The organism is Teichococcus rhizosphaerae (assembly GCF_002631185.1).
GTDB classification, from domain to species: domain Bacteria; phylum Pseudomonadota; class Alphaproteobacteria; order Acetobacterales; family Acetobacteraceae; genus Pseudoroseomonas; species Pseudoroseomonas rhizosphaerae.
The window spans coordinates 1-26,514 of record NZ_PDNU01000004.1 but is presented as its reverse complement, the minus strand read 5'-3'; the positions used below and the strand labels follow the sequence as shown (position 1 = coordinate 26,514).

21 protein-coding genes are annotated in these 26,514 nt (G+C 73.3%); 11 read left to right on the top strand and 10 right to left on the bottom strand.

Going from position 1 to position 26,514, the window contains the following annotated elements; all coding sequences use genetic code 11:
- Positions 1–37: 37 nt before the first annotated feature.
- The 4 genes from CR162_RS04400 (at position 38) to CR162_RS04385 (ending at position 2,953) form a co-directional block, all read left to right on the top strand.
- Positions 38–742: an FkbM family methyltransferase gene (locus tag CR162_RS04400; protein WP_099094330.1), complete on the top strand. Its 705-nt coding sequence runs from the start codon at positions 38–40 to the stop codon at positions 740–742.
- 83 nt (positions 743–825) lie between these two features.
- Positions 826–1,947 carry a hypothetical protein gene (locus CR162_RS04395; protein WP_099094329.1) on the top strand — a complete coding sequence of 374 codons (1,122 nt, stop codon included), beginning with the start codon at positions 826–828 and terminating at the stop codon, positions 1,945–1,947.
- Between the two features lie 144 nt (positions 1,948–2,091).
- Positions 2,092–2,505 carry a hypothetical protein gene (locus CR162_RS04390; protein WP_099094328.1) on the top strand — a complete coding sequence of 138 codons (414 nt, stop codon included), beginning with the start codon at positions 2,092–2,094 and terminating at the stop codon, positions 2,503–2,505.
- A 16-nt stretch (positions 2,506–2,521) separates the two neighbouring features.
- Positions 2,522–2,953 (top strand): secondary thiamine-phosphate synthase enzyme YjbQ, encoded by a 432-nt coding sequence (locus tag CR162_RS04385; RefSeq protein ID WP_099094327.1) that lies wholly within the window; start codon positions 2,522–2,524, stop codon positions 2,951–2,953.
- A gap of 10 nt (positions 2,954–2,963) precedes the next feature.
- On the opposite strand, the gene CR162_RS04380 is transcribed toward CR162_RS04385, so the two are convergent.
- Entirely contained in the window at positions 2,964–3,365 is a 402-nt protein-coding gene (locus CR162_RS04380; RefSeq protein WP_099094326.1) for a DUF4112 domain-containing protein, read from the bottom strand.
- Positions 3,366–3,551: 186 nt separating this feature from the next.
- On the opposite strand from CR162_RS04380, the gene CR162_RS04375 reads away from it, so the two are divergent.
- On the top strand, positions 3,552–4,025 hold the full coding sequence (locus CR162_RS04375) for a hypothetical protein (protein ID WP_099094325.1): 474 nt from the start codon (positions 3,552–3,554) through the stop codon (positions 4,023–4,025).
- 1 nt (position 4,026) lies between these two features.
- On the top strand, positions 4,027–4,158 hold the full coding sequence (locus CR162_RS23040; protein WP_281254949.1) for a hypothetical protein: 132 nt from the start codon (positions 4,027–4,029) through the stop codon (positions 4,156–4,158).
- Positions 4,159–4,190: 32 nt separating this feature from the next.
- On the opposite strand, the gene CR162_RS04370 is transcribed toward CR162_RS23040, so the two are convergent.
- The 5 genes from CR162_RS04370 to CR162_RS04350 all read right to left on the bottom strand — a co-directional run bounded on the left by CR162_RS04370 (position 4,191) and on the right by CR162_RS04350 (position 8,524).
- Positions 4,191–4,394 (bottom strand): hypothetical protein, encoded by a 204-nt coding sequence (locus CR162_RS04370; protein ID WP_099094324.1) that lies wholly within the window; start codon positions 4,392–4,394, stop codon positions 4,191–4,193.
- Positions 4,395–4,526: 132 nt separating this feature from the next.
- Positions 4,527–5,846 (bottom strand): TRAP transporter large permease, encoded by a 1,320-nt coding sequence (locus tag CR162_RS04365; RefSeq protein ID WP_099094323.1) that lies wholly within the window; start codon positions 5,844–5,846, stop codon positions 4,527–4,529.
- Positions 5,843–6,349 (bottom strand): TRAP transporter small permease, encoded by a 507-nt coding sequence (locus tag CR162_RS04360; protein WP_099094322.1) that lies wholly within the window; start codon positions 6,347–6,349, stop codon positions 5,843–5,845. Before CR162_RS04360 ends, CR162_RS04365 begins: the two co-directional genes overlap by 4 nt.
- A 44-nt stretch (positions 6,350–6,393) precedes the next feature.
- A complete protein-coding gene (locus CR162_RS04355) occupies positions 6,394–7,398 on the bottom strand; it encodes a TRAP transporter substrate-binding protein (RefSeq protein ID WP_099094321.1) in 1,005 nt (334 codons plus the stop codon).
- A 121-nt stretch (positions 7,399–7,519) separates the two neighbouring features.
- Entirely contained in the window at positions 7,520–8,524 is a 1,005-nt protein-coding gene (locus CR162_RS04350) for a 2-hydroxyacid dehydrogenase (protein ID WP_099094320.1), read from the bottom strand.
- A gap of 287 nt (positions 8,525–8,811) precedes the next feature.
- On the opposite strand from CR162_RS04350, the gene CR162_RS04345 reads away from it, so the two are divergent.
- The 4 genes from CR162_RS04345 to CR162_RS04330 all read left to right on the top strand — a co-directional run bounded on the left by CR162_RS04345 (position 8,812) and on the right by CR162_RS04330 (position 21,005).
- Positions 8,812–10,506 (top strand): ATP-binding cassette domain-containing protein, encoded by a 1,695-nt coding sequence (locus tag CR162_RS04345; protein WP_099094319.1) that lies wholly within the window; start codon positions 8,812–8,814, stop codon positions 10,504–10,506.
- Positions 10,503–12,638: a peptidase domain-containing ABC transporter gene (locus tag CR162_RS04340; protein ID WP_099094318.1), complete on the top strand. Its 2,136-nt coding sequence runs from the start codon at positions 10,503–10,505 to the stop codon at positions 12,636–12,638. Before CR162_RS04345 ends, CR162_RS04340 begins: the two co-directional genes overlap by 4 nt.
- 134 nt (positions 12,639–12,772) lie before the next feature.
- A complete protein-coding gene (locus CR162_RS04335; protein WP_176559713.1) occupies positions 12,773–14,065 on the top strand; it encodes an HlyD family type I secretion periplasmic adaptor subunit in 1,293 nt (430 codons plus the stop codon).
- A gap of 13 nt (positions 14,066–14,078) precedes the next feature.
- Positions 14,079–21,005, top strand: coding sequence for a hypothetical protein (locus CR162_RS04330; protein ID WP_141563067.1), 6,927 nt, complete (start codon positions 14,079–14,081; stop codon positions 21,003–21,005).
- Positions 21,006–21,061: 56 nt separating this feature from the next.
- Here CR162_RS04330 and uvsE read toward each other — a convergent pair whose 3' ends face one another.
- From uvsE to CR162_RS04310, 4 genes are all read right to left on the bottom strand, one after another.
- On the bottom strand, positions 21,062–22,060 hold the full coding sequence (gene uvsE, locus CR162_RS04325) for a UV DNA damage repair endonuclease UvsE (RefSeq protein WP_099094439.1): 999 nt from the start codon (positions 22,058–22,060) through the stop codon (positions 21,062–21,064).
- Positions 22,061–22,330: 270 nt separating this feature from the next.
- Positions 22,331–23,146: an SDR family oxidoreductase gene (locus tag CR162_RS04320; protein WP_099094315.1), complete on the bottom strand. Its 816-nt coding sequence runs from the start codon at positions 23,144–23,146 to the stop codon at positions 22,331–22,333.
- 129 nt (positions 23,147–23,275) lie between these two features.
- Positions 23,276–23,881 (bottom strand): DNA-3-methyladenine glycosylase, encoded by a 606-nt coding sequence (locus tag CR162_RS04315; protein ID WP_099094314.1) that lies wholly within the window; start codon positions 23,879–23,881, stop codon positions 23,276–23,278.
- 143 nt (positions 23,882–24,024) lie between these two features.
- Positions 24,025–24,327 (bottom strand): hypothetical protein, encoded by a 303-nt coding sequence (locus tag CR162_RS04310; protein WP_099094313.1) that lies wholly within the window; start codon positions 24,325–24,327, stop codon positions 24,025–24,027.
- A 406-nt stretch (positions 24,328–24,733) separates the two neighbouring features.
- Between CR162_RS04310 and CR162_RS04305 the strand changes: the two genes are divergently transcribed.
- Positions 24,734–26,514, top strand: a 1,781-nt coding sequence (locus tag CR162_RS04305) for a VapE domain-containing protein (protein WP_176559712.1), incomplete at its 3' end; no start/stop codon positions are given.

The following is a 26,514-nucleotide window of genomic DNA, read 5'->3' as shown; positions in this document are numbered from 1 at the left end:
GCTGGCGCCCGGGCCGGCGCCATGCCCTGCTCCCACCATGGATGAGCTCACCTTCCTCACCCGGTGGCACCGGCCGGGCCTGATCGTCGATGCCGGCGCGCATGACGGCCTGCTGACCCTGCCGCTGGCCCGCCTGCCGGGCGCGCGCGTCCTGGCCTTCGAGCCGCTGCCGGAGGCCCATGCGCGCCTCGCCCGCGCCTGTGCCGGGCTTGCCAACGTCACGCTGCGGCGGGAAGCGCTGTCGGATGCCGCGGGCACGCTGAAGCTCGTGCTGCCCGTGCTGGACGGCGTGCCGCAGGAGCAATGGGCTTCCACCGTGAAATCCTATGCCGGCTTCGGGCAGCGCGTCGGCACGCGCCGCCTGTCCGTCCCGGCCGTCACCCTGGACAGCCTGGCGCTGGCGGATGTGGTGGCGCTCAAGCTGGATGTGGAGGGCGCCGAATACGAGGTGCTGCGCGGCGCCCGCGAGACGCTGCGCCGCTGCCGGCCCCTGCTCACGCTCGAGCTCGAGGAGCGGCACCGCGAAGGCGCCACCTGGGCCGTTCCCGCCTTTCTCGACGCCCTCGGCTACGACACCGGCTTTCACCTGGACGGGCGCTGGCATCCCGTCGCCGCGCTGGACCGGCCGCGCATGCACCGCGCGAGCCCCGATCCCTCGGTCTTCGGCGCAGCCTCCGAGCGCTATGTCTTCAACTTCTTCGCCTGGCCGCGCGAGCGGGACGCGGAGGTCCGCGGCGTGTGACGGCTGCGTAACGGCAGGGGCGGGCAGGCAACCAGTTCCGCGCTTCGCCGTTTTCCGGCCAGTCGAAACAAGGAGAAGCGCCGATGGCTGTTATCATAGGCACCGAAGGCAACGACGACCTGGTCGCTCCCGATTCGCGCGAGAATGACACCATTGTCGGCCTTGGCGGCAATGACCGCATCGAGGCGCGTGGCGGCAACGACCTGCTCCAGCCCGGCCCGGGCATCGATCGCGTCGAGGGTGGCGACGGGCGCGACACCGTCCGCGTCGGCGGCGCGCTGGAGGCGTGGGAGGTCTACCGCTACGAGAATGAAGGCGTGCTGCGGGGGCCGGAGGGCGTGAAGACCCTGCTGGACATCGAGGCGCTGGAGTTCACCGGCAACCCGGGCGCCTACGAGTTCAACGACTTCAACGAGTTCCTGTCCTACACCTACCTCGCCTCGAACCTCGACGTGGCGGACGCGCTGGGTGTTGATCCGGGCGCCGCGTTCGATCACTTCCGCGACTATGGCGCGGTGGAGGGCCGCGGCTTCGGCTTCGACGGTAATTCCTATCTGGCCGCCAATCTGGACGTGCTGGCGAGCCCCGATTTCGGCGCCAACGCCGATGAGGGCGGCGCCCGCCATTATCTCGTCGCCGGCCGCGCCGAGGGCCGCCCGACCGATTTCGCCGGCCTGTCCTACATCGCGAGCCATGAGGACCTGATCGGCGTCTTCGGCGCGAACGACGTGGCCGGCACCGAGCATTTCGTGCAGTTCGGCTTCAACGAGGGCCGCACCGTCACCTTCGACGGGCTGGACTATGTGGCCAGCCATGACGACCTGATCGCGGCCTTCGGCGGCGCGGGCGGTGCCGCGGCGATCGAGGATGCGGGCGCCGCCCACTACATCCAGAACGGCCTCGGCGAGGGCCGCGACATCACCTTCGGCGGCCTGCAATATGTGGCCAGCCATGTCGATCTGGTCGAGGCCTACCGCGGCGCCAACGGCGCCGAGGGGATCTCGGATGCCGGTGCCCTGCACTTCATCCAGTACGGCTCCGGCGAGGGCCGCGAGGCCGACCTGTTCAACGAGACCAGCTACGCCGCCGTCAATGCCGATCTCGCCGCCGCCGGCCTGACCTCGGCGGAGGACCTGGCGCTGCACTGGATCCAGTACGGCCTGTCCGAGGGCCGCGCCGGCGCCTACGACCCGCTGGTCGGCTGAGGCGACGCTCTCCGGGGAGCCCGCGCGGCTTCCCGGCCGGGCCTCCTGTCCAAGAGGCCGGCATCCGCGCGATGCCGGCCTTTTTCATGCCTGCGCCGCATCCGCGCTCTCGCCTTGCGGGGCGGGTTGGGTATAGCGGGAGGCATGATCCAGCCCCGCACAACCCTGGCCAGCCAGCCGCACCGCCGCCTGGCGGCCGCCATCGCCGAGCTGCACCGCAGCCTGCTGAACGCCCAGGCCGCCGGCTCGCCCGTGGCCAGCAACCCCTATGCCCTGTTGCAGGCGGTGATGCACGACCCCGCCTTTCTCTGGCTGCGCCGGCTGAGCGACCTGATCCTGGCCATCGACGAGGCGGGCGCGAAGGGCGCCACGCCTTCGCCCCAGGCGATGCAGGGCTTTCTCTCGCGTGCCACCGCCATGGTGCTGGAGGAGGGCGGCGAGGAGGAGGCCGAGACGCGGCAGAGGATCGGCGGCTTCCTGCTGCGCCCCGACGTGGCCGCCGCGCATGCCCGGCTGCGGGAGCTGCTGGCGGAGCTGCGCGGCCAGCGGCCCCATTGAGCGGCGCCTCCTGCCCATGATGCAGCACAGCCGGCGGCTGGAGATCGCGACAACGGGCCGCGGTCTGCGCGACATCACCGCCCCGCTTCGGGGCTGGGTGGCGGAATGCGGCATCGGCACCGGGCTGCTCACGGTCTGGTGCCGCCACACCTCCGCCTCGCTGCTGGTGCAGGAGAACGCCTCGCCGGAGGTGCTGGAGGACCTGGAGGATTTCCTCCGCCGCCTGATCCCCGACGGGGACGCCATGGCCTACCGGCACGACGAGGAGGGAGCGGACGACATGCCCGCCCATCTGCGCGCCGTGCTGACCCAGACGCAGCTTTCCATTCCCGTGCTGGAGGGGCGGCCCGTGCTGGGCCGCTGGCAGGCCGTCTATCTGTGCGAGCACCGCACCCGCCCGCACCGGCGGGAGCTGGTCCTGCACCTGCTCGGCACGCCCGGCGGCTGAACGCCCCGCCTCAGCCGGGCGGGGAGGGAGGCCGGGGCGGGGGCGAGCGCTCGAGATGCGACCGCAGCAGCCGCATGTTGCGCTGGTTGGCGCGGTAGAACACGTCCCCCGCCCAGCCCACCAGCGGCACGGCGCTGATCAGCGCGTCGAGGCCGAGATGGCCGAGCATCCGCAGCAGCGTGCCCGGCGGCACGCCGAGCCGCCGCGCCTCCCAGAGCAGATAGACCGACACCCCCTTGGAGGCCAGCAGGCCGAGGCCCGGGATCAGGTTCAGCACGGGGTCGGCGCCGAAGCGGATGTTGGTCAGCGGGATGCGCCAGCGGCTGTCCAGCAGCCGGGCGATGGCTTCCAGCCGCCGCCGGACGGTCTCCGTCTCGGGCGGCGGGGGAGGGGTGGGGGAGAGGGGCGGCATGAGGGAGCTTCCGGAGCGTTCGGGGAAAGAACGCGCATGAGGCAGGCGCGTTCCGGCGCCGCGCACGCCCTGGCTGTGGGGGCGGCCGGCGCCGTTCCTTTCCCGTGTGATTGATCGGACGAACAAAAGAAGAACATTGCCCCCGCCCAGGCCGCGTGGCACACCGGATGGAGACGGGAGGAGGGCATGGAGAACCTGGCGCGCTGGACCCTGGCCCAGACCTTTGGCCTTCTGGGCACCCTGGCGGTGATCTTCCGCGACAACTACCGCTCCCCGCTGCCGGCGCTGGAACTGGGCGAGATGCTGGTGCGCTTCGGGCCGCAGGCCTCGGCGCTCGGGCTGCTGCTGGCGCTGTGGCCGATCTCGGACCTGCTGTTCCGCGCCTGCGCGCCGGACCGGGCCTGGCAATGCGCCGGGGCCTTCAACCGCTGGGCGGTGGGGCTGCTGCTGTTCTTCCTGTGCGCCCATGCGGCGGTGCTGGGGCTGGTGGTGATGTCGGACCCCGTGGTGCTGGCGCGCGCGGTGCGGCCCGCGCTGCGCAGCGCCTATGGGGCGGCGCTGCTGGCCACGGCGCTGCTGTCCCTGGCCTATGTGCTGAGGCTGGAATTCACGCTGTGGAAGGCGCATGATCGGGGCATGAGGAACGACCGCCAGGGCTAGCATGGGGGGGCAGGACATCCTCGCCACCCTGATCTGGGGCGCCAGCCTGCTCGGCATCGGGCTGGGCGGCTACGGGGTGGCGCGCTACGGGCTGGCGCTCTGGCGGGTCTCGCGAGGGCGCGGGCGCCGCTGAGGCCAGGTTCCTCCCGTTCAGGCTCCTCCCGTTCAGTCCCGCCGCCGCCGGCCGATCAGCCGCGCGACCAGCATCAGCATGCCGCCGGCGGCGACGAGCCCCGCCGTGCCGGGATTCTGCCGCACCGTCTCCAGCACCATGGAGGGGATCCACAGCAGCGTGTCCCAGCCCAGCACATGCGCGGCGATGCCGAGCGCCACCAGCAGGCTGCCCAGGAACCAGAGCTGTGACGCCATCGGATCGCGTTCCGCCTCATCCAGGGGGGCGCGGGCGCGGCACCATGCCGGCCCGGTCGCCCGGAGGGCGGGAGATCGTGCCTCGCGGCGCGGCTGGCAAGGGGGCGGCCGCCAGGGCCGCGCCGCCGCGGCTCAGTTGAGGAACTCGGGCGAGACGAGGCCCGGCAGGAACAGCACCACCGCCGGCCAGGCGATGATGAGCAGCAGCACCCCCAGCATGGGGAGGAGCATGATGAAGGTGTCCTTCAGCACATCCGCCATGCGCATCCCCGCCACCGAGCAGGCGATCATCAGGCAGAGGCCATAGGGCGGCGTGACCAGGCCGAAGGCCAGCGAGACGATGCCGATCATGGCGAACTGCACGGGGTCGATGCCCGCCGTCACGGTCAGCGGCTGCAGGATGCTGCCGACGATGATGATGGCGGGGATGGCGTCGAGGAAGCAGCCGGTGACGAGGAACACGGCGGCGATGAACAGCCCGACGCCGAGCGGCCCCATGCCCCAGGCCTCCACTCCCGCCAGCAGCGCCTTCGGGATCTCGTAATAGGCCAGCAGCCAGCCGAAGGCGCTGGCGGTGCCGACGCAGAACAGCGCCACCGCCGCCAGCCGCCCGGAGTCGAGCAGCGCCAGCCACAGCCCCCGCATGTCCATCTCGCGATAGACCAGCAGCGACAGCGCCCCGGCGTAGAGCACCGCGATGCAGGCGGATTCGGTCGCGGTGAACCAGCCGAACAGCTTGCCGCCGATGATGATGAAAGGCGTGGTGAGCGCCGGGACCGAGACGAGCAGCGCGACGCCGAGCTCGCGCAGCGTCGAGCGCGGATAGGTGGGGTAGCCGCGCAGCCTGGCATAGGCGTGGACGGTGGCCATCTGCACGCCCGCGATCAGCAGCCCCGGCACCACACCCGCCAGGAACAGCGCGCCGATCGAGACGCTCAGCACGCCGCCCCAGACGATCATCAGGATGGAAGGCGGGATGATGACGGCGAGCACCGCCGAGACGGCGGTGATGGCGACGGAGAAGCTGTCGTCATAGCCCTCCCGCCGCTGCGCCTCGATGAACACCTTGCTCTGGCTCGCCGCATCGGCGGTGGAGCTGCCGGAGATGCCGGCGAAGAAGAAGGAGAGCACCACGTTGATCTGCGCGAGCCCGCCGGGGAAGTGGCCCACCATGGCGCGCGCCAGGCGCATCAGCCGGTCGGTGATGCCGCCGATGTTCATCAGGTTGGCGGTGAGCAGGAAGAAGGGCACCGCCAGCAGGATGAAGCTGTTGTAGGCGTTGAAGGTCTCCTGCACCAGGATGGAGGGCGAGAGGCGCGGCTCGATCAGCAGGATCGGCAGGCAGGCGAGGCCGAGGCAGAAGGCCACCGGCACGCGCAGCGCCATCAGCCCGAAGAACACGCCGAACATCAGCACCGCCGCCACGCCCGGGGAAAGAAGGGCGCCGCTCATGCCCCGCCGCCCCGCAGCACGGCCAGCGCATCGGCCATGCGCTGGCCCATGAACAGCACCCAGGACAGCCCGGCCAGCGGCCAGGCGACATGGATCAGCCAGAGCGGCAGCTCCGCCATCTCGCTGATGCGGTAGAAGGCGAACTCGGTGAACTCCCAGCCCCAGACGAGGAAGGCCACCGCCATCGCCAGCACGAAGGTGCCCGAGACCAGCTCCATCAGCGCGCTCGCGCGTGGCGAAAGGACGGGAAACACATCGACGATGAAGTGGGTGCCCTCGCGCACCGCCAGGATGGCGCCCAGCATCACCATCCAGACCAGCGCGAAGCGCGCCATCTCCTCGGTCCAGATGTAGTGCGGGATGAAGGGCGTGTAGCGCGAGAACACCTGCAGGGTGACGGGAAACAGCAGCAGCAGCACGGTGCAGCCGAGCAGCCCGCGCAGCAGCGCCGCATAGGCGTCGGCGAGGCGCCGCAGCGGCCCCGCCCTTCGTGGTTCGGTCATGGTGTCGTCCGGCTGGAGGGGAAGGGTCGCATCCGGCCTTTCCCTCAGCTCGTCACCTCGGCGATGCGGCGCAGCATGCTCTCGGCGTCGATCTCCCGCGCATAGGTGGCCAGCACCGGCGCCACCTTCTGCTGCAACGCGTCGCGGTCGGCGAAGGGCACGCGCTTCAGCCGCCCCGCCGCCTCCAGCGCCGCGATCTTCTGCCCGTCCTCGGTGGCTTCGATGCGCCGCCCATAGGCGGCCGCCTCGGGCCCCGCGCGCCGGATCGCCGCCTGGAGGTCGGCGGGCAGGCGGGCGAAGGTGGCGACGGAGAAGCAGAGCGGGCGGATGGTGATGGCGTGCTGCGTCATCGCCAGGTGCGGCGCCACCTCGTAGAAGCGCATCTGCTCGACGCCCGCCGCCTCGTTCTCGCCGGCCTCGATGACGCCGTTCTGAATGGCGTTGTAGATCTCGTTATAGGCGATGACGGTGGGCGACATGCCGGCCGCCGCGAAGGTGCGGCTCCAGATCGGCGCCCCCTGCACGCGCACCTTCATGCCGCGCAGCGCGTCCAGGCTGCCGGCGGGGCGGCTGGCGAAGATGTTGCGCACGCCACCCCCCGCATAGCCGATCAGCATCACCCGCGCCCGCTTCTCGATCTCCTCGGCGATGGGCTTCAGCATGTCCTGGTCCAGCACCTTGTTCCAGTGCGGCAGGTCGCGGAACAGGAAGGGCGCGTCGATGAAGGGCGCGGCGCGCGAGAAGGTGGACATGTGGGCCGGCGAGACGATGCCGTAATCCACCGCCCGGCCCTGCGCCATGTACTCGAAATACTGCTTTTCCAGCCCGAGGCTGCTGTTCTTGTGCAGGACGAAGTTGATGGGCTTGCCGTAGTACTGCTTCACCAGCTCCTCGAAGCGCGCGATGCAGCGGGTGAAGGCGTGCTCGTCGTTGAACTGCGACGCGCCGTTCAGGGTGATGGCCTGGGCCTGGGCGCGCCCGGTGATGGCGAAGCCGGTGACCCCTCCGGCCACCCCCAGCGTGGCGCCGAGCAGCGTCCTGCGGTGCATGGTCGTCCTCCCCCTTGATCGGATGGCCATACGTTCGATGGCCTGGGAAACAGACTAGACCGATACCAAAGGAAAACGAAACCTCCGAAACAGGGCGCCCCGCGGCCGCCCGGCCTTCCGCTCAGCCGAGAGGCCCGACCGGGTTGGCCGGCCGGCCCGTCGCCTCGAAGCTCGACAGGTTCTCGAGCGTGGTGCGCGCGATCGCCTGCATCGCCTCGGCCGTGAAGAAGCCCTGGTGCCCGGTGATCAGCACGTTGGGGAAGGTGAGCAGCCGGGCGAAGACGTCGTCCTGCAGGATCTGGTCGGACAGGTCCTCGAAGAACAGGTCGCCCTCCTCCTCATAGACGTCGAGCCCGAGATGGCCGATGGCGCCGCTCTTCAGCCCCTCGATCAGCGCGCCGGCATCGACCAGGGCGCCGCGCCCCGTGTTGATCAGCATGGCGCCGTGCCGCATGCGGGCGATGGCTGCGTGGTCGATCATGTGGCGGGTGTCGGGCGTCAGCGGGCAGTGCAGCGAGACGATGTCGGAGCCGGCCAGCAGCGTGTCGAGCGGCACGGCCGCCGCGCCGAGCGCGGCCAGTTCCGGCGGGGGGAAGGGGTCGTGCGCGAGCAGGCGGCAGCCGAACCCGGCCATGATCCGCGCGACGGCCATGCCGATCTTGCCGGTACCGACGATGCCCACGGTGCGGCCGCGCAGGTCGAAGCCCAGCAGCCCTTCCAGCGCGAAATTGCCTTCCCGCACCCGCGCATAGGCGCGGTGGATCTTGCGGTTGAGCGAAAGGATGAGCGCCACCGTATGCTCGGCCACCGCATGCGGCGAATAGGCCGGCACGCGCGCCACGGCAAGGCCGAGCGCGGCGGCCGCCGCGAGATCGACATTGTTGAACCCGGCGCTGCGCAGCGCGACCAGCCGCGTGCCGCCCGAGGCCAGCGTCTCCAGGGCGGGGCGGTCCAGCACGTCGTTGACAAAGGCGCAGACCGCCTCGGCGCCCGCCGCCAGGGGCGCGCTGTCCCGCGTCAGCCTGGCCTCCAGGTAGCGGAAGGCGTGGCGCCCGCCCTCCGCCGCGTTGGCGGCGTCGAGGAACCGGCGATCATAGGATTTGGTGCTGAAGACCGCGACCTGCATGGCTTCCTCCTTTCCGGCGGGGCGAGCGGCGAGCCTCGCAGATTCCGCCGCCCCCCGCACCTCCCTCGGGGCGGTGCCGAGGCCAGCGCCCGAGGCACCTCCGGCCGCCCGCGTTAACGATGCGTTCAGCGGATGCCGCGAAGATCCGCCCGTGCCGATCCGCCCCGTGGCGGAAGCGCCCGCAGCGGAACAACGTGGCATGAAGATCTGGACGAGCCATATCGGCAGCCTTCCGCGCCGGCGCCCCGGGCGGCCCTTCCGCGCCGGCCGGGCGGGCGGGTGACGCGATGCTCCGCGCGGCCTTTCCCCCGCCTTCCGCCAGCGGCTCCGGCGCGTGGCTGACACGCCCTTTCCGCAGCGTCCTTGGCCGCTTCGGCGGCGCCTTCCTCCTGCCCGTCACGCTGGCCACGCTGCTGCTGACCCTGCTGGCCCTGGCCCTGCCGGCGATGCTCCTGCAGATCTATGACCGCGTGCTGCCGAACGCGGCGCTCGGCACCCTGGCGGTCCTGGCCGTGGCGGTCGCCTCCGCCATCCTGCTGGAGGCGCTGGTGCGGCATGCCCGCGCCCGCATCCTGGCGCGCATCGCCGCCGCCGCGGAGGCGCGGGCGCACCGGCAGGCCATGCAGCGGCTGCTGCACGCACCCCTCGCGGCGCTGGAAGCGCATGGCAACGGCTACTACGCGGAGCGGCTCTCCGCCATCGGCACCCTGCGCGAGGCGTGGTCCGGCCCGGCCTTGCAGGCGATGCTCGACCTTCCCTTCGCGCTGCTCTACCTGCTGGGCATGTGGTACCTCGCCGGGCCGCTGGTGCTGGTGCCGCTGGCGCTGCTGGCCCTGGCGGGGCTGCTGGCCGCGCTGACCGGCCGCCGCGTGCGGCGCGCGGCCCAGGCGCTGGCCCTGGCCGAGGAGCGGCGCTTCAACTTCCTGTTCGACACGCTGCACGGCATCCAGGCCATGAAGATCCTGGGCGCCGAGCCGCTGCTGGAGCGCCGCTACGAGCGCCTGCAGGGTGGCTCCGCCCAGCTTCGCCGCAGCCTGGGCGAGGCGGTCGCCGCGGGGCAGGAGGGGGGGCTGCTGCTGGCGCAGATCGCCACCATCGGCGTCGCCGCGCTCGGCTGCCGCATGGTGCTCGAGGGGCAGCTGACCGTCGGCGGGCTGAGCGCCTGCACCATGCTGGCGGGCCGCACCATGCAGCCGCTCCTGGGCGGCATCGCCCTGTGGTCGCGCCTGCAATCCCTGGCGGAAAGCCGCCGGCGCGTCGCCGAGATCGCCGCCCTGCCGCAGGAGCGCCACGCGGAGCGGCCGCCGCTGCGGGTGCCCGCCGGCCAGCTTTCCCTGGAGGACATCCGCTTCCGCTGCGCCGGGCAGGGGGGCTGGCTGTTCGGCGGGCTTTCCCTCGAGGCGCGGCCGGGGGAGATCATCGGCATCGTCGGCGCCAACGGCACGGGGCGCTCGACCCTGCTGCGGCTCATGGCCGGGGAATTGCGGCCCGACCAGGGGCGCGTGCGCATCGACGGGCAGGACCTCGCGGGGGTGGATGTGTGGCCGGCGCGGCGCCTGGTGGCCCTGGTGCCGCCGGACCCGGCGCTGGTGCGCGGCACCCTGCTGCAGAACCTCACCCTGCACGAGCCGCACCAGGAGGCGGCGGCCCTGCGCCTGGCCGCCGAGCTGGGCCTCGACCACGTCGCCAGCACCCTGCCGGGCGGCTGGCACACGCCGGTGGGCATCGCCGCGACGCCGCTGCCGCGCGGCGCGGCGCAGCGCATCGGCGTGGTGCGGGCGCTGATCGGGCAGCCGCGCATCCTGCTGCTCGACGACATCACCGCCCAGCTCGACAGCGAGGGCGATGCGCGCCTGGCGCGGCTGCTCTCGGCCCTGCGCGGCAACGTGACGGTGGTGATGATGACGCATCGCCGCTCCACGCTGAGCATCGCCGAGCGCGTCCTCACGCTGCGCGGCGGCCTGCTGGAGCCCGGCGCATGAGCCTGCTGGGCGACGGCCGCGCGCGGCCCCCGCTGGCCCTGCCCGGGGCGCTGCTCGCACCCTCCGACCTCGCGCGCTGCCTTTCGGCCCTGCTGTGGCTGCTCGACTGGTCGGGCGGCGCGGACGACCTGCTGGCCGCCCTGCCGCACGCCAAGCCGGACATCGACATCACCGACCTGCGCAACACGCTGGCGGTGCTGGGCTATCCCACGCGGGAGGAGCGGCTGCGCCCGGGCCGGCTGGACCCCCGGCGCCTGCCGGCCATCCTGCTCGCGCCCGGCGCGGCGGCGGCCGTGCTGTACCGGAACGAGTACGGCCAGCTCCTGCGGCTCGACGGCGCGACCGGCGCCGTGGTCCCCTGCGGGACGGAAGGGCTGCGCGGCAGGCTCCTGCTGCTGGCGGAGCCGCCCGCCACCCTTTCCCGGCAGAACTGGTTCGCCGGCATGGCGCGGCGCTTCCGGGCCGACCTTCCGGCGCTGCTCGGCATCAGCGGCCTGATGGCGCTGCTCGGCCTCGCCGTGCCGCTCTTCACCATGGCGGTGTTCGACACCGTCGTCGCCGGCCACAGCCCGGAGACGCTGCCCATGCTGGTGGCGGGGGGGCTCGGCGCCCTGCTGCTGGAGGTCGGCTTCCGCGGCATCCGGCAGCGGGCGCTCCTGCGCATCGGCGAGCGGCTGGACCGGCTGGTTTCCTGCGCCGTCTTCACCCAGCTGATGTCCCTGCCCACCGCCCTGGTGGAGCGGGCGGGCACCGCCGCGCAGGTCTCGCGCCTGCGCGACTTCGCCTCGATCCGCGAGTTCCTGACCGGCAGCTTCGCCATCGCGGTGCTCGACCTGCCCTTCACCCTGGTCGTCATGCTGCTGATGGCGGCGCAGGGCGGCTGGATCGCGCTGGTGCCGGCCGGCACGGTGGCCGGCTTCGCGCTGCTGTTCCTGGCTTCCCGCGCGGCCATGCGTGCGGCCATCGGCCAGGCGGCGCGCGCCACCCAGGCGCGGGAGGCGCTGGCGGTGGAGGCGCTGGAGGCGGTGCGCAGCCTGAAGCTCACCGGCGCGGAGGACCGCTGGATCGAGCGCTACGCCGCCGCCGCCGCCGCCGCCGCCCTGACCTCGGCGCGGGTCGGCACGCTGTCGAGCGCCGTCCACGCCACCAGCCAGGCGCTGGTCACCCTGTCAGGGCTCGCGGCGGTGGTGACGGGGGTGCTCGCCGTGCTGGGCGGCTCGATGAGCGCGGGTGCGCTGATCGCCGGCATGATGCTGATCTGGCGCGTGCTCGGCCCCTTGCAGACCGGCTTCCTGATGCTGTCGCGCTGGGAGCAGACCCAGGCCTCGATCCGTCAGGTGGACGGGCTCCTCGCGCTGGAAACCGAGCGCCCCAGCGCGCTCGAGGCCCGGATGGCGCCGCCGGAGCAGGGCGCCATCGTCTTCCACCGCGTGACCCTGCGCTACCTGCAGCAATCCGAGCCGGTGCTGGCGGGCGCCAGCTTCTCCATCCGGCCGGGCGAGGTGGTCGCCATCATCGGCGCCGAGGGGGTGGGCAAGTCGAGCCTGATGATGCTGGTCGCCGGGCTGTACCGGCCGCAGGGCGGCGTGGTGCGGATCGACGGGCATGACGTGCGCGCCTTCGACCCGGCGGTGCTCCGGCGCAACATCGGCTGGGTGCCGCAGGCGCCCGAGCTTCTCTACGGCACGATCGCGCAGAATCTCCGCCTGGCGCACCCCACCGCCTCCGAGGCTGAGCTGCGTGCGGCGACCGCCGAGGCCGGCGTGCTGGACGCCATCGAGGCGCTGCCGGAGGGCTTCGACACGCGGGTGGGCGACAACTACAGCGGGCGCCTGCCGCGCAGCATCCTGCTGCGCATCGCCCTGGCCGGGGCGCTGCTGCGCGACGCCCCGATCCTGCTGCTCGACGAGCCCGTCAGCGGGCTGGACGATGCCTGCGCCAAGGCCTTCACCGAGGTGATCGCCGCGCGCCGCGGCCGCTGCACCATCCTGATGGCGACGCACCGGCCCAGCCATATCCGGCTGGCCGACCGGGTGCTGCGCCTGCGGGACGGGCAGGTGGAGGAGGCCGAGCCGCCCGGCGCGCCCCGCCCCGCGCGCATTCCCGTCTTCGGCGCGCGGGGGGCGCGGTGACACCCCGCGCCGCGCCGCCTGCCGCGCCCCCTGGAGACCCGACCGGCATGGAGCCCTCTCCCCCCGCAGCCCTGCCCGCGGCGCCGCTTCCGGCATCCCCGCCGCCCTCTCCGGCGTTGCCGCGCGCGAGCCGCGTGCCACGCCCCGACAGCCATGTGCTGGCCCTGGAGGAGGTGCGCGTGCAGGGGCTGGAGCGGGCGGTGGTGTTCGGCACCGCCCTGCTGGTGGCCGCCGCCCTGTGCTGGGCGGCGGTGACGCGGGTGCCGGAGATGGCCATGGGCACGGGCGAGATCGCCCCGCCGGTGGCGCCCGCGCCGGTGCAGCATCTGGAGGGCGGCATCGTCGACGCGGTGCTGGCGGCCGAGGGCGACATGGTCGAGGCCGGGCAGCCGATCCTGCGCATGAGCGGGGTGGCGGCACGGGCCGAGCTGCGGCAGGCCGAGGCGCGGCTGGAGGCGCTGCGGCTGCAGGCCGGGCGGCTCGCCGCCATCGCCATGGGGCGGGCGGAGACGTTGCCGCCCGCGCCGGATGGCGGCATCGCCGCCCCGCAGCAGGCCGCGCTGGAAGCGCGGCTGGAGGCTCTGGCCGGCCGGCGCGCCGTGCTGCGCGAGCAGGTGGCGCAGCGGCAGGCCGACCTCGCCACGCTGTCCGGCCAGATCCTGGCGCTGGAGGAGCAGGTCGCGCTGCATGGCATGGAGCTCGGAACCCGCGAGGAGCTTGCCCGCGGCGGCCTCACCACCCGGCTCGCGGTGCTGGAGGCGCGGCGGCTGCTGATGAACGCCACGGCGGAGCGCGACCGCCTGCGCGGCCAGCACGCCTCCACCGCCCGCGCCCTGGCGGAGGCGGAGGCGCGCATCCTCGACCTGCAGGCCGGCGCCGCCGACGAGGCGCGGCAGGACGCGGCCCGCGTGGCGCTGGAGATCGCGGAAACGGCCGAGGCGGTGCGGCGGCTCGCGGACCGGGCGGAGCGGACGCTGGTGCGCGCGCCGATCGGCGGCATATTGCGCGGGCTGGCGGTGCAGCGCCCGGGCACGGTGCTGCCGCCGGGCGGACTGGTCGCCGAGATCATGCCGCAGGGCGCGCCGCTGGTGGCCGATGTGCGCCTCGCCCCGCGCGATGTCGGCTTCATCGCGCCCGGGCAGGTCGTGCATGTGAAGGTCCAGGCCTTCGACTATGCCCGCTTCGGCGCCCTGGAGGGGCGGGTGGAGCGCATCTCCGCGGGCACCTTCCTCGATGACCAGCGCCAGCCCTACTACCGCGCGCGCATCGCCCTGAGCCGGCAGCATCTGGGCCATGACCCGGCTCATGCGCGGCTGGCGCCGGGCATGACGGTCCAGGCCGACATCACCACGGGTACCAAGACGGTGCTGCAATACCTGCTGAAGCCGATCTACGCGGCGGCGGCGGCGTCCTTCCAAGAGCGCTGAAAGGGTTTCCCGCATGGCCGAGCATCCGGCTTCCCCGCCTTCCACCCCGGACTCCAGCGTCGTCAACGAGGAGGCGCTGCGTGCCTTGCGCGCGGTGCAGCGCATGCTCGTGCCCGGCTCGGAAGCGGGGCAGGGCGCGCTGGTGGGCGGTGTCGCCGCGGCCCAGGGGGGGCGGGCGGTCAGCGGCCCGGCGGTGGAGGCGGGCACCCAGCCGCCCGGGGCCAGTGCCGCGCCCGGCGTTCCGCGGCCGCTCTCCGGGGAGGTGCCGGAGCCTGCGCGGCCCCAGCCGCAGGCGCCGGCGGATCTGGCGCCCGGCGCTGTTCCGGCGGCGCCTCGGGCGGCGCCGCTTGCGCCGAACCAGGCGTTGGACGGCGGCGCGCCGGTTGCCGCGCCCTCCTGGCCGGGGCCGCCAGCGCCCCCTTCCGCCCTGCCGCCGCCCCCCCTGGAAGCCCCGCAGGTTGGCACCCCCGTGAAGCGGTCGGGGCCGGCGGCCGCCTCCCCGGCAGCGCCAGGGGCGGAGGATGCCGCGTCCCCCGATCCCGCCCCGCCACCCGGCATTCCGCCGGCCCCGGACGCGGCGCCCGCCCGCTCTGCCCCACCCCTGCGGCTCGCCGAAGCGGCGCTGCCGCCGCGGCCTCCTCTCGCCGAGCTGCCCATCGTTGAGCCTTCTCTCGCCGAGCCACCTGCTGCCGAGCCACCTGCCGCCGAGCCACCTGCTGCCGAGCCACCTGCCGCCGAGCCGCCCGTCGCCGAGCCGCCTGCCGCCGAACCGCCCGTTGCCGAACCGCCCGCTGCCGAACCGCCCGCTGCCGAGCCGCCCGCTGCCGAGCCGCCCGTCGCCGAACCGCCTGTTGCCGAGCCGCCCGTCGCCGAGCCGCCTGTTGCTGAACCTGTTCTCCCTCCTCCGCCGCGGCCAGATCCGACGCTGCTGCTGCATGCGGCCGATGCCTTCGTCCTCGAGGACTCGGCTGTCGCCCTGGATCTCTCGGCGGCGCTGATGGGCATGGACGGGTCGGAGACGCTGCTGCTGCGGCTGGAAGGAATGCTGGAGGGGGCGGCGCTGTCCGCCGGGGCGCGGCAGGCGGATGGCGCCTGGGCGCTGGCGCCGGAGGACCTGCCGGGATTGCGGCTGACGCCACCGGCCGATTTCGCCGGCACGCTGCGCCTCGCCCTGCGCGGCACGGCGCGGGAGGAAGGCGGGGAGGCCGCCAGCAACCTGGCCTCCTTCACCGTCACCGTGGCGCCGGTTGCCGACCCCGTCCTGCTTGGCGCGGAAGGCAGGGGCGAGGAGGATGGCTGGATTCCGCTGCGCGGCAGCCTGGCGCTCAGCGACGGGGACGGCTCCGAGCGGTTCGGCGGGATGCTGACCGTTCGGGGCCTGCCGGCCGGGGCGCTGCTGTCGCAAGGCCGGGAAACCGCGCCGGGCATCTGGGAGGTGCCGCTGGAAGCCTTCCGCTCCGGCGCGCTGGCGGTGCTGCCGCCCGCCGACAGCGATGCCGACATGCGCCTCGTCCTCTCCGTCACCAGCACCGACAGCGCCGCGGGGCTGGAGGACAGCCGGATCACCGAGGCCGAGGTGAGCGTGGTGGTGCGGGCGAGCGCCGATGCGCCGCTCGTGGCGGTCGCCGACTTCCAGGGCCAGGAGGACATGCCGCTGCGGCTTTCCGGGCTTGGCGGCGCGCTGCGCGACATGGATGGCTCGGAAAGCCTCGGCTATGTGCTGAGCGGCGTTCCGGCCGGCGCCAGGCTGAGCGCCGGCACGAAGCTGGCGGATGGAAGCTGGGCGCTCACCCCGGCGCAGCTCGCGGAGCTGACCCTCACGCCGCCCGCGCAGTTCTCGGGGCGCATCCCGCTTACCCTCACCGCCATCGCCACCGAGGCGGCGGATGGCAGGCCCGCCGCCAGCAGTTCGGCCGGCTTCACCGTCAGCCTCGACCCGGTGGCCGACCCCGGCACGATCGGCGGCCAGGCGAGCGGCAAGGAGGACAGGGCCATCACGCTGCGCCCCGCCTTCGCCACGCCCGACGCGGACGGATCGGAAAGCTGGTCGGCCTTCAGCGAGATCGGGGGCGTGCCGGCCGGGGCCGTGCTGAGCCAGGGCACCGAGGTCGCCCCGGGGCTTTGGCGGGTTTCCACCGCCGCGCTGCGCGACGGGCGCGTGACGCTGACGCCGCCTCCCGACAGCGACGCCGATTTCCAGCTGACCATCGCTGCCAGCCTGACCGACACCGGCAACGGCCTGGCGGTGAGCCGCGACATCGCCGGCAGCTACACCGTCAAGGTCGCCGCCGTGGCGGATGCGCCGCTGGCCAGCGCCGCCGGCGCCGCAGGCGAGGAGGACCGGCCCATCGCGCTGTCCCTGTTTGCGGCGCTGCGCGACACGGATGGCTCGGAGAAGCTCGGCCTGGCCATCCTCGGCGTGCCGGCGGGTGCCACGCTCTCGCGCGGCAGCCGCGCGGCGGATGGCAGCTGGACGGTGACGGCGGCCGATCTGGAGCATCTGTCGCTGACGCCGCCGCGCGACTTCTCGGGCGAGATCGGCCTGACGCTGCGCGCCACCGCGACAGACCGCGACAACAGCGTGGCCGTCACCAGCGTGCCCTTCACGGTGCGCGTGGCGGCCGTCGCCGACGCGCCGGGGCTGCGCACGGGGCCGGTGGCGGGCGACGAGGACAGCGCCATCGCCCTGCGCACGGCGGGCTGGACCACTGACGCCGATGGCTCGGAATCCCTTATCGCCTTCCGCCTCGCCGGTGTGCCGGAGGGCGCGGTGGTGCGGGCGGCCGGCGTGGTTCTGGCGCGGGAGGCGGATGGCAGCATCCTGGTCGCGCCGGAGGCCATGGGCGGCCTGACCGTCACCCCGCCGCCGCATTCCGGCTGTGACTTCACCCTGAGGATCTCCGCCATCTCGGCCGAGCCGAATGGCAGCCGGGCGGAGGCCGCGCCGCTGGACCTGCCGGTGCGGGTGCGCGCCGTGGCCGATGCGCCGGTCGTCACCGGCGCGGGCGGGGAGGGCGCCGAGGACAATCCCGTGCCGCTCGACCTTTCCGCCCATCTCGCCGACGAGGATGGATCGGAGCGGCTGTTCCTGCTGGTGTCCGGCCTGCCGGAGGGGGCGCGGCTCTCGGCCGGCGCCTATCGGGGCGGCGGCGCCTGGTCGCTCACGGCGGAGGAGGCGCGGCACGTCTCGCTGCTGCCGCCGCGGGATTTCGCCGGCACCATCGGCATCACCCTGACCGCCGTGGCGCAGGAGGCCGATGGCGGCTCCACCGCCCGTGCCGCCGCCCTGCTGCCGGTCCGCATCGGCGCCGTGGTGGACGCGCCGGCCGTGGGGGGGCTCGATGGCCATTCCGGCGACTGGGGCCGCATGGCGGGCACGGAGGACACGCCCATCGCGCTGCGGCTGGACCCTGGCCTGCGGGACCGCGACGGGTCGGAGCGGGTGGTCGGCGCCATCGTGCTGGGCGGCGTGCCGGAAGGCGCCGTGCTGCGCCTGGCCGATGGCAGCGCGGTCGCGCCCGGCGCGGACGGCCTCCACCGCATCGACGCCGCGCGGATGGAGGGCGTCACCCTCACCATGCCGCCGGACAGCGACGCCGCCGCCACCCTGACGCTGCGCATGACGGTGGAGGACACGGGCGGCGTGCGCCAGGAGATCGGCGGCCGGATGGTGGTGGACCCGGCCGGCGTGGCGGATGCGCCCGTGCTGGCGCTGCGGGACGTGCAGGCGCCCGCGCATGCCGGCGGCGACCCGGCCGCGGGCTGGGTGGGCCTGCCCGTATCGGCGTCGCTGGCGGATCTGGATGGGTCGGAAACGCTGGCGGTCTGGGTGCGCGGCGTGCCGCAGGGTTTCATGCTCTCCGCCGGCACGCCGGAAGGGGAGGGCGCCTGGCTGGTGCCCGCCGCCGCCCTGGAGGGGCTTTCGCTCCGCCCGCCCGCCGGCTTCACCGGCGGGATCGCCCTGCGGGTGCAGGCGGTGTCGGAAGAGGCGGAAGGCGGGCGCGCCATCTCCGGCGGCCTGCTGCACGTGACGATCACGCCCGCGCCAGAGGCCACGCCAGAGCCTGGGCCCGAGCCCGAGCCCCAGCCTGGACCGGGACCCGAGCCTGGACCTGGACCTGGGCCTGCGCCGGGGGCGGGGCCGGGCGGCGGGAGCCCGCCCCCCGGCGCGCCGCCGCTGCTGGTGGCGGAGGCGGAGCCGGCGCGGGAGGATGGCAGCGCCGCGCTGCGCATCGCCCTGGCCAGCGCCGCCCCGGAGGGCCGCGGGGACGTGCTCGGCCTGCGGGTGGAGGGGCTGCCCGAGGGGGCGCGGCTTTCCGCCGGCGCGCGGGACCCGGAAACCGGCGCCTGGGTGCTGCGGCCCGAGGAACTGGCGGAACTGCGCGTGCTGCCGCCGGCCGATTTCTCCGGCACCCTGCACCTGGTGTTGCGCGGCGTCGCGGTGGAGCCGGGCGGCACCAGCCTGACCACCACCCGCGCGCTCGACATCGCGGTCGAGGCCGTGGCCGATGCCGCCCTGGTCACCGCCGCGCCGGCTCCCGCGCGCGAGGACGGGCTGGTGGCGCTGAACCTCCGCGCCGCGCCCGGCGACACGGATGGCAGCGAAAGCGTGGTGGCGGTGCTGATCTCCGGACTGCCTGCCGGCGCCTCCATCGCGGCAGGCCCCGGCATCGCCGACAATGGCGACGGCACCTGGTCGGTCGCGCCCGAGCACCTGGCGGATGTGCGGCTCCTGCCGCCGCCCGATGCCTCCGGCACCTTCCGGCTGACGGTCACGGCCATCACGCGGGAGGCCGGCAATGGCGACACGCGCGGCCAGTCGGCGGAGGTGGCCTTCACCGTCAGCCCGGCGCCGGACGCCCCCCTCGCCGCCGCCGCCGATGCCCGGGGGCTGGAGGACCGCGCGGTGCCGCTCGCGCTCTCCGCGCTGCTCGCGGACCGTGACGGCTCGGAGATCCTCTCGGTCGTGCTGGAAGGGCTGCCGCATGGCACGCGGCTTTCGGCCGGCGTCAACAACGGCGACGGAAGCTGGACCCTGACATCCGCGCAGCTGGCCGGGCTGACCCTGACGCCGCCGGGCAACTGGAGCGGCCGCATGGCGCTGACGCTGGTGGCCCACGCCATGGAGGGCGAGGACGCCGCCGCCGCCTCCAGCCGCGCCAGCTTCCATGTCGAGGTGGCCGGTGTGGCCGATGCGCCGATGGTGGATGCCGCGAGCCACGCCGCGGGTGGGGAGGACGCGGTGCTGCCGCTCGACATCCGCGCCCTGCTCGCCGATGGCGACGGGTCGGAGACGCTGTCCGTGCATGTGGCGGGCGTCCCCGCGGGCGCGCGCTTCACCATGGGCACGGACCATGGCGACGGCAGCTGGACCATTCCGGGCGGGGCACTGCCCTCGCTCGGCTTCCAGCCGCCGCCCGACTATTCGGGCACGCTGCGGCTGCGCTTCACCGTGGTCGCGGCGGAGGCGGATGGCGACAGCAGCAGCCACCCCCCCTTCGACATGACCCTCGCCATCCACCCGGTGGCGGATGCGCCGGTGCTGGGCCTGGCCGGCGCCAGCGGCGCCGAGGACATGCCGGTGGCGCTGCCCATCGCCGCCGCCCTGTCGGACACGGGCGGCTCGGAGCAGCTGGCGCGGATCATCGTCAGCGGGGTGCCGGCGGGGGCGCGGCTTTCCGCCGGCAGCCGGGCGGCTGATGGTGGCTGGGTGCTGCGGCCCGACCAGCTGGCCGGCCTGACCCTGGCGCCGCCGCCGAACTTCTCCGGGCCGCTGACCTTGTCCGTCACCGCTGTCTCGGTCGAGGGGGCGACGGGCATGGAGGCCGGCAGCACCGGCAGCATGAGCGTGCATGTGGCGCCCGTGGCCGATGCCCCGCTTCTGGCGGCGCAGGACGCCACCGGCCTGGAGGACCAGCCGGTGGCGCTGCCGCTCGGTGTCACGCTGGCCGACCTGGACGGCTCGGAGCGCCTCTCCGGGGTGACGCTGCACGGCTTGCCGGAGGGCGCCGCCCTGTCGGCCGGCCAGCCGGATGGCGGCGGCGCCTGGCATGTCGCGGCGGCGGATCTCGGCACGCTGCGGCTCCTCCCGCCGCCGGACTGGAACGGCACGATGCGCCTGACGCTGCGGGCCGTGAGCGAGGAGGGCGCATCGGGCGCCACGGCCGCCGCCAGCCGCGACTTCACCGTCACCCTCGGCGCGGTGAACGATGCCCCGACGCTCGTCCTGACCCCCGCCGCGCAGCCGGGCGTGGCCGGCGCGGCGGAGGTGGCGGTGCTGGAAGGCGCTTCCGCCGCCGACACCGACAGCGCGCAACTCGGCGGCGCGGCGATCACCCTGGGCGGCGCCCGGGAAGGCGATGCCCTGGCCTTCGAGGGCTACGCGCCGCGCGAGGCGGAGGGGCGCATCCTCCTCGGCGATACCGGCATCGAACTGGTGCAGGGGGGCTATGACGGCGCCACCGGCCAGCTGCTGCTGCGGGGGCCGGCGAGCGCCGAGACCTATTCGGCCGTGCTGCGGTCCCTGGTGCTGGAGAACAACGGCGCGGAGGGGCTGGCGGCGGGCGCGCGGTCGGTCAGCGTGGTGCTGCGGGACGAGCAGGGCGCCGAGGCGGCGCGGCAGACGGTGAGCCTGACACTGGAGCAGCCCGTGCCGCCGGCCCCGCCCCCCGGCATGGCCGAGGCATCAGGCGGCGCGCAGGACGTGGCGGGCCCGGACGCCCTCACCCTGGCGGTGGCGGCGGCGGGGGATGCGGCGGGCGATGCCGCGGCGGACTGGGCCAGCCCGCCCGCCGGCGCGGAGCCGGCGCAGGGAAGTGACTGGATCCGAATGGAGGAGGCTGCCGCCACGGAACCTGTGGAGGCGGATGCCGGCGCGGGCATCCCGCAGGATGACGGCATGCTCGGCATCACCCTGCCCGAGCGCCCGCACTGGCCCTGAGCCTGCCCAGCGCGGATCTTTCCGCGCGCCGGGCACTGGCTGGCGCGCGGGCGGCCCTATTCCGCCTCCTCCGCCACGATCTCCCCGGCTTCCGCCGGCAGCGCGGCCGCATCGGCCTCGTCCAGGCCGAAGCGCCGCGCCACATCCGGCGCGTAGCGCAGCAGGTCCGAGCGCAGGCGGATCAGCGCGAGGTCCTTCACCTTGGCTTCCAGCATCACGTCGAACTCCAGCCCCTCGGCGATCCGCATGAAGGTGATGAACTCGAAGGGATTGCAGAAATCGGCGTGTCCGGTGTTCACCGGCGCCACCAGCACCGTCCTCGGCTTTCCCGTGGCCCTGTCCTTGCGCTTCTGTTCCCGCATTTCCGTGCGCGGGGACGAGAAATGCACCTTCGGCCGCTGCCCGGCGGGCCAGGAGCGCAGGATCCGCTCCAGCGCGTCCCGCATCTCCAGCCGTTCCGGGTTGAGGCACCAGAAATGCTGGTGATCGAAGATCAGCCTGACGCCGGTATGCTCGTGGATCCAGAGGATGTCGGAGGCGGAGAAGCGCAGGTCGTCATGCTCCAGCACCAGGCGGCGCCGCACGTGCTCGGGCAGGCGCGTGTTCCAGCATTCCACCCAGCGCGCATTGGCGGCGCCGCGGTCGCCATAGGTGCCGCCGACATGGATCACCATCACCGCCTCGGGCCCGAGCTCCATGCGGTCCAGCATCTCGGCCTGTGAGCTCAGATCCCAGATGCTCTTTTCCACCAGGGCCGGGTCCGGGCTGTTCAGCACCACGAACTGCGAGGGATGGAAGCTCAGCCGGATGCCCAGCCGCCGCGCCTTGGCGCCAAAGGCGCGCAGCTCGGCATCGCTCTCGCGCACCATGTCGTGGAACTGCGGCATGTCCGGATGGGTGGCATAGGGCGCCAGATCCGAGGAGAGGCGGTACATGCGGATGTCGTGCCGGTCCAGGTAGTCCAGCGCCCGGTCCATGTGTTCGAGCGAGACCTTCAGGTGCGGGTTCTGCTGCCAGCGCCGCGTGTCGTTGCTCCGGATCCCGGGATCGCCCATCAGCTTCACCGGAAAGCCGAGGCGGAGCGGCGCCGGTTCCGGCCGGCTATCGGCGGGTGCCTTCACGCCGGCACCCGCCGCCTGGCCCCGGCCATCCTGGAGGCAGCCCCGCGCCCGGCTTCACCGGCGGCCCGCTGAGACATGGTTCCGCTTCCTCCCGCTCCATCGCCGGCTGGCGCCTGGCTCCAAGACGCCCGGGGCCGCGGCAAGGTTTCCGGCCCTATGCTTCCGGAGCCTCCCCGTGCGCCGCGGTGCCGCGCGGGCGCCCGCTCAGCCATTTCCGGCGAAGCCGGGATAGAGCGTCATGCCGCCATCCACGAACAGCGTCGTGCCGGTCACGTAATCGGCCTCGTCGGAACACAGCCAGGTGACCGCCCGCGCCACGTCCTCCGGCTCGCCGATGCGGCCATAGGGGATGAGCCGCAGCAATCGCTGCAACGCCTCGGGCGTTTCCCAGCTCTCGCGGTTGATGGGGGTGCGGATGGCGCCCGGCGCCACGGCGTTCACGCGGATCCGCTCGGGCGCGACCTCCTGGGCCAGGCTTTGCGTCAGGAGCTTCGATCCGCCCTTCGAGGCCGCGTAGTTCGCATGCCCCGCCCAGGGAATGACCTCGTGCACCGAGCTCATGCAGACGATGCTGCCCAGCGCCCGTGCCGGGCGGGGCTGGTCCTTCTGTTCCCGGAAGAGGCGGATGGCCTCGCGGCAGCAGAGGAACTGGCCCGTCAGGTTCACCTCCAGCACCGCCTGCCATTCGGCGAGCGTCATCTCCGCGATCCCGGCGTCCTTCTGGATGCCGGCATTCGCCACCAGGAGGTCCAGCCGGCCAAAGGCGCCCCTGGCCTCCTCGAACAGCCGCCGGACCTCATCCTCCCGCGAGACATCGCCCTCCAGGGCGATGGCCTGGCCGCCTCCCGCCCGGATCTCGGAGACGAGCTGGCAGGCCGCCTCTCCGTCGGAGTGGTAGTTCACGGCGACGGCGGCACCGGCCTCTGCCAGCCCGCGGGCGACGGCGAGGCCGATCCCGGAGCTGGCACCGGTGACCAGCGCGTGGCGGTCCGCCAGGATGCCTTTTCCTGTGCTGCTCATGTTCCACTTCTCCGGCCAGACGAGACGATGGTCTGATCAACACGGGAAAGGCCCGTGGGGTTTTGCCACGCTGCACCGGAGAAGGGCCCCGGAAGCATGCGCAAGCCGCTCCCGCGCCCCCTCGCTTGCTCAATCCCGCAGGGGGCGGCTGAGAAAGCGCGAGCCGGCGAGGCCGAAGCGCCAGGGCGTCTCCGCCCCGCGCGTGATGCCAATCCTGCGCCCCGCGATGGCCGCCACCCCTTCCACCGGGGCGGCGAGGATAAAGGGAGGCGCGCTCATGGAGCATCCATCCAGCGCCCCGGTGACGGCCAGCGCCTGGCAGAGCCGCCCGGGGCCCCGGCAGAGATCGCGCGGCGCCAGCCCGCCCCGGCGCGCCTGCATCCTGTCCAGGCCGCGTTCCGGCTCGAGCGCCCGGATCAGCACGGCACCGCCCGGCACCGTGCCGCAAACCACGTTCAGGCACCAGTGAAGGCCATAGGAGCGATAGACATAGGCATGGCCCGGCGGCCCGAACATGGAGGCATTCCGCAGGGTCCGGCCGCCGAAGCTGTGCGAGGCCGGATCATCGGCATCATAGGCCTCCGTCTCGACGATCCGCCCGCCTGCTCCATCGACAAAGAGGCGGCACCCGATCAGCGCCCGCGCAAGCCGGGGCGGCGGCTGCCGGTAGAAGGCCTCGGGCAGTCTGGCATCCGGCGGCACCGGTGGGTCGGTTTCCTGGATCGTCATCGGCATGCGGCGCGTCGGCCGGGCATGAATCGCGGGCTGCCTCCGGCTTCGCGGGTGCCGAAGGGCGGAAAGCGGCGCCGGGGAAACGGGCACCGGTGTCGGCGGAGACGTTCGTTCCCTGCAGGCAAGCGGGCGGCGCTCCGGCCGTGTCAGTCGACCCGGAGGATCTCGACGGCGGGTGGCGCGAGGAGGATCTCGCTGAAGGCCCGCATCCAGTCCCCCGTTTCCTCGGCCGGGCTGCCGCCGCGGTGGCGGATGCCCTCGAGCTGGTCCAGGCTGGTCAGCTCCACCTCGAACTGGAGGGCCGCCCCGCCCTGGCCCCGGGTCAGCGGCACGAGAAGCCGCGCATTGAGCCCTTCGCGCCGCGCGGCCTCGACCTCCCGCCGGATGAAGCCGAGCGCGTCCTGCCTGTTGGCGGGAAGCACATCATAGGAAAACCGGGCCAGATACATCCTGCTCTCCATCCATGCGCGGCGGCGCCTGCCGGGCAGGAGCCGGAAGATTCCCACCCCTTGCGGGCCCTGGAACAGGCCGGCTTCCAGGGGCCGCCGCTCCGGCAGCCTTCCCGGGCGTGCTTCTCGGGCCGCGTTGCTGGTGAACGCATGAGCGGGGATGCGGTTGAGGGGCCGCATCGCTCCCCGGAACGCCCGATCCGCCGGGCTGGTCAAGCAGGCACGAGACGGGGCGGATGGCGCGTGGCAGGCAGGCGGAGATGATGCGCCGGGGCAAGGAAGCCGCCCCTGCGCGACAGGTTGGCGGCCGGCATCGCGCGGAAAAGGAGATGGTGCCCAGAGCCGGGCGGAAGAACGCCCGCTGAATCAGCAGTTTAGCACACGGTGGGACCAAAGTTCATCCCCTGTGAATACAAGGGTTTCCGCGAAGGATAGTCCCACCGACAATTTCTATTCGGCGCGCTCAGATGGTGCAAATGACAACCGCACGGCGCTGCGTCTTCAACTGCTGAGCCAGGGCTACAAGCCCGTGCCGGTGATGGGGAAGCGGCCGCTGCTGCCCGATTGGCGGGGATGCGCCGCGAGGGCCGACCGTGCCGAGCTGGAGCGGTGGACCACCAGCTTCAGCTACGCGAACGCCAAGGGTAGACAGAGCGTCTATCGCGGCGACCAGCACACCAACACGGGCATTCTGTGCGGGGCGCTGATCGGCCTGGATATCGACGTGCTGGTGCCTGAGCTGGCCAAGAGGCTGGAAGGCATGGCCGTGGAGATGCTGGGAGCCACACCGCTGCGGCGCGTGGGAAAGGCGCCCAAGCTGCTGCTGTGCTACCGGGCCGGCGAAGGTATCTCCAAGATGGAGACGCCCGAGTTGACCCTACCCGATGGCAGCAAGGCGCAGGTGGAGGTGCTGGCCGAGGGGCAGCAGTTCGTCGCCTACGGCATCCACCCCGACACCGGGCAGGAATACGAGTGGACGGAGAGCGGCCCGGACGTGGTGCCGCTGGCAGACCTTCCGCCGACCACGGCGGCGGCCCTGCGCGGCTTCCTGGCGGCGGCGGAAAGCACCCTGCGCGGGGCAGGTGGTCAGACGGAGAAGGAGCGCGCCGCCGAGCCCGAACCCGAGCCAACCATCAACCCGGCGCGGCCCAAGCACGGGGCAGGGGGCAATGCCTTCTTCCAGGAGGTGAACCGCCGGGCATTGGCCGATCTGGGCGCCTGGTTCCCTGGCCTCTTTCCCAAGGCCGAGCAGCAGCCGGGCACGGGCGCCTGGCGAGTTCACTCCGCCGATCTGGGACGCGGGCTGGAGGAAGACCTGTCCATGCACCCGACCGAGGGCGGGCAGGATTTCGGCACGCGGGAGAGCTGTTCCCCCATCGACGTGGTGATGGAATGGGGTGGCGCCGCGAATCCGCAGGAAGCTGCCTTCTGGCTTTGCGAGCAGTTGAGCGTGACCCCGGAGGATTGCGGCTGGCGGGAGAAGCGCGAGCGGCAGCAGAGTGGCAAGGGCAGCCGGAAGGACAACGCGCCCGCCTGGCTAGAGCACTGCCAGACCGACCGCGAAGGCGATCCGCGCGGCAACCTGTTCAACACCATGACCGCGCTCCGGGCGGACCCGCATCTGTCCGACCTGCTGGCCTATGACGAGATGCTGCGGGCCGAGCTGCTGACGCGGCCTGTTCCGGCCAGCCTGCGCCCGCCGGAGGAAGCACGGCCGATCCAGGACGCGGACGTGTCGGCCCTACAGGAGTTCTTGCAGCGGCGTGGGCTGGAGCGGGTCAGCAAGGATACGGTGCATCAGGCGGTGGCGCTGCGGGCGAGGGAGCGCGGCTTTCACCCGGTGCGGGATCTGCTGAACGGGCTGCGGTGGGATGGTAAGGCGCGGCTGGGAACCTGGCTGCACACCTACCTGGGCGCCGAGGCGAACACCTACACCGCCTGCATCGGCACCATGTTCCTTATCGCCATGGTCGCCCGCGTTTTCCAGCCGGGATGCAAAGCCGATTACATGCTGGTGCTGGAGGGCGCGCAGGGCGCCCGCAAGTCCACCGCCTGCGCCATCCTGGGCGGCCCGTGGTTCAGCGACAACCTGCCCGATATTCGCGGCGGCAAGGACGTGTCGCAGCACCTCAACGGCAAGTGGCTGATCGAGGTGGCAGAGATGAGCGCCCTCGACCAAGCGGAGGT

Coding starts and splice junctions, on each gene's coding strand:
- CR162_RS04400 (WP_099094330.1), top strand. CDS start 38: ATGGATGAGCTCACCTTCCTCACCCGGTGGCACCGGCCGGGCCTGATC.
- CR162_RS04395 (WP_099094329.1), top strand. CDS start 826: ATGGCTGTTATCATAGGCACCGAAGGCAACGACGACCTGGTCGCTCCC.
- CR162_RS04390 (WP_099094328.1), top strand. CDS start 2,092: ATGATCCAGCCCCGCACAACCCTGGCCAGCCAGCCGCACCGCCGCCTG.
- CR162_RS04385 (WP_099094327.1), top strand. CDS start 2,522: ATGATGCAGCACAGCCGGCGGCTGGAGATCGCGACAACGGGCCGCGGT.
- CR162_RS04380 (WP_099094326.1), bottom strand. CDS start 3,365: ATGCCGCCCCTCTCCCCCACCCCTCCCCCGCCGCCCGAGACGGAGACC.
- CR162_RS04375 (WP_099094325.1), top strand. CDS start 3,552: ATGGAGAACCTGGCGCGCTGGACCCTGGCCCAGACCTTTGGCCTTCTG.
- CR162_RS23040 (WP_281254949.1), top strand. CDS start 4,027: ATGGGGGGGCAGGACATCCTCGCCACCCTGATCTGGGGCGCCAGCCTG.
- CR162_RS04370 (WP_099094324.1), bottom strand. CDS start 4,394: ATGGCGTCACAGCTCTGGTTCCTGGGCAGCCTGCTGGTGGCGCTCGGC.
- CR162_RS04365 (WP_099094323.1), bottom strand. CDS start 5,846: ATGAGCGGCGCCCTTCTTTCCCCGGGCGTGGCGGCGGTGCTGATGTTC.
- CR162_RS04360 (WP_099094322.1), bottom strand. CDS start 6,349: ATGACCGAACCACGAAGGGCGGGGCCGCTGCGGCGCCTCGCCGACGCC.
- CR162_RS04355 (WP_099094321.1), bottom strand. CDS start 7,398: ATGCACCGCAGGACGCTGCTCGGCGCCACGCTGGGGGTGGCCGGAGGG.
- CR162_RS04350 (WP_099094320.1), bottom strand. CDS start 8,524: ATGCAGGTCGCGGTCTTCAGCACCAAATCCTATGATCGCCGGTTCCTC.
- CR162_RS04345 (WP_099094319.1), top strand. CDS start 8,812: ATGCTCCGCGCGGCCTTTCCCCCGCCTTCCGCCAGCGGCTCCGGCGCG.
- CR162_RS04340 (WP_099094318.1), top strand. CDS start 10,503: ATGAGCCTGCTGGGCGACGGCCGCGCGCGGCCCCCGCTGGCCCTGCCC.
- CR162_RS04330 (WP_141563067.1), top strand. CDS start 14,079: ATGGCCGAGCATCCGGCTTCCCCGCCTTCCACCCCGGACTCCAGCGTC.
- uvsE (WP_099094439.1), bottom strand. CDS start 22,060: ATGGGCGATCCCGGGATCCGGAGCAACGACACGCGGCGCTGGCAGCAG.
- CR162_RS04320 (WP_099094315.1), bottom strand. CDS start 23,146: ATGAGCAGCACAGGAAAAGGCATCCTGGCGGACCGCCACGCGCTGGTC.
- CR162_RS04315 (WP_099094314.1), bottom strand. CDS start 23,881: ATGCCGATGACGATCCAGGAAACCGACCCACCGGTGCCGCCGGATGCC.
- CR162_RS04310 (WP_099094313.1), bottom strand. CDS start 24,327: ATGTATCTGGCCCGGTTTTCCTATGATGTGCTTCCCGCCAACAGGCAG.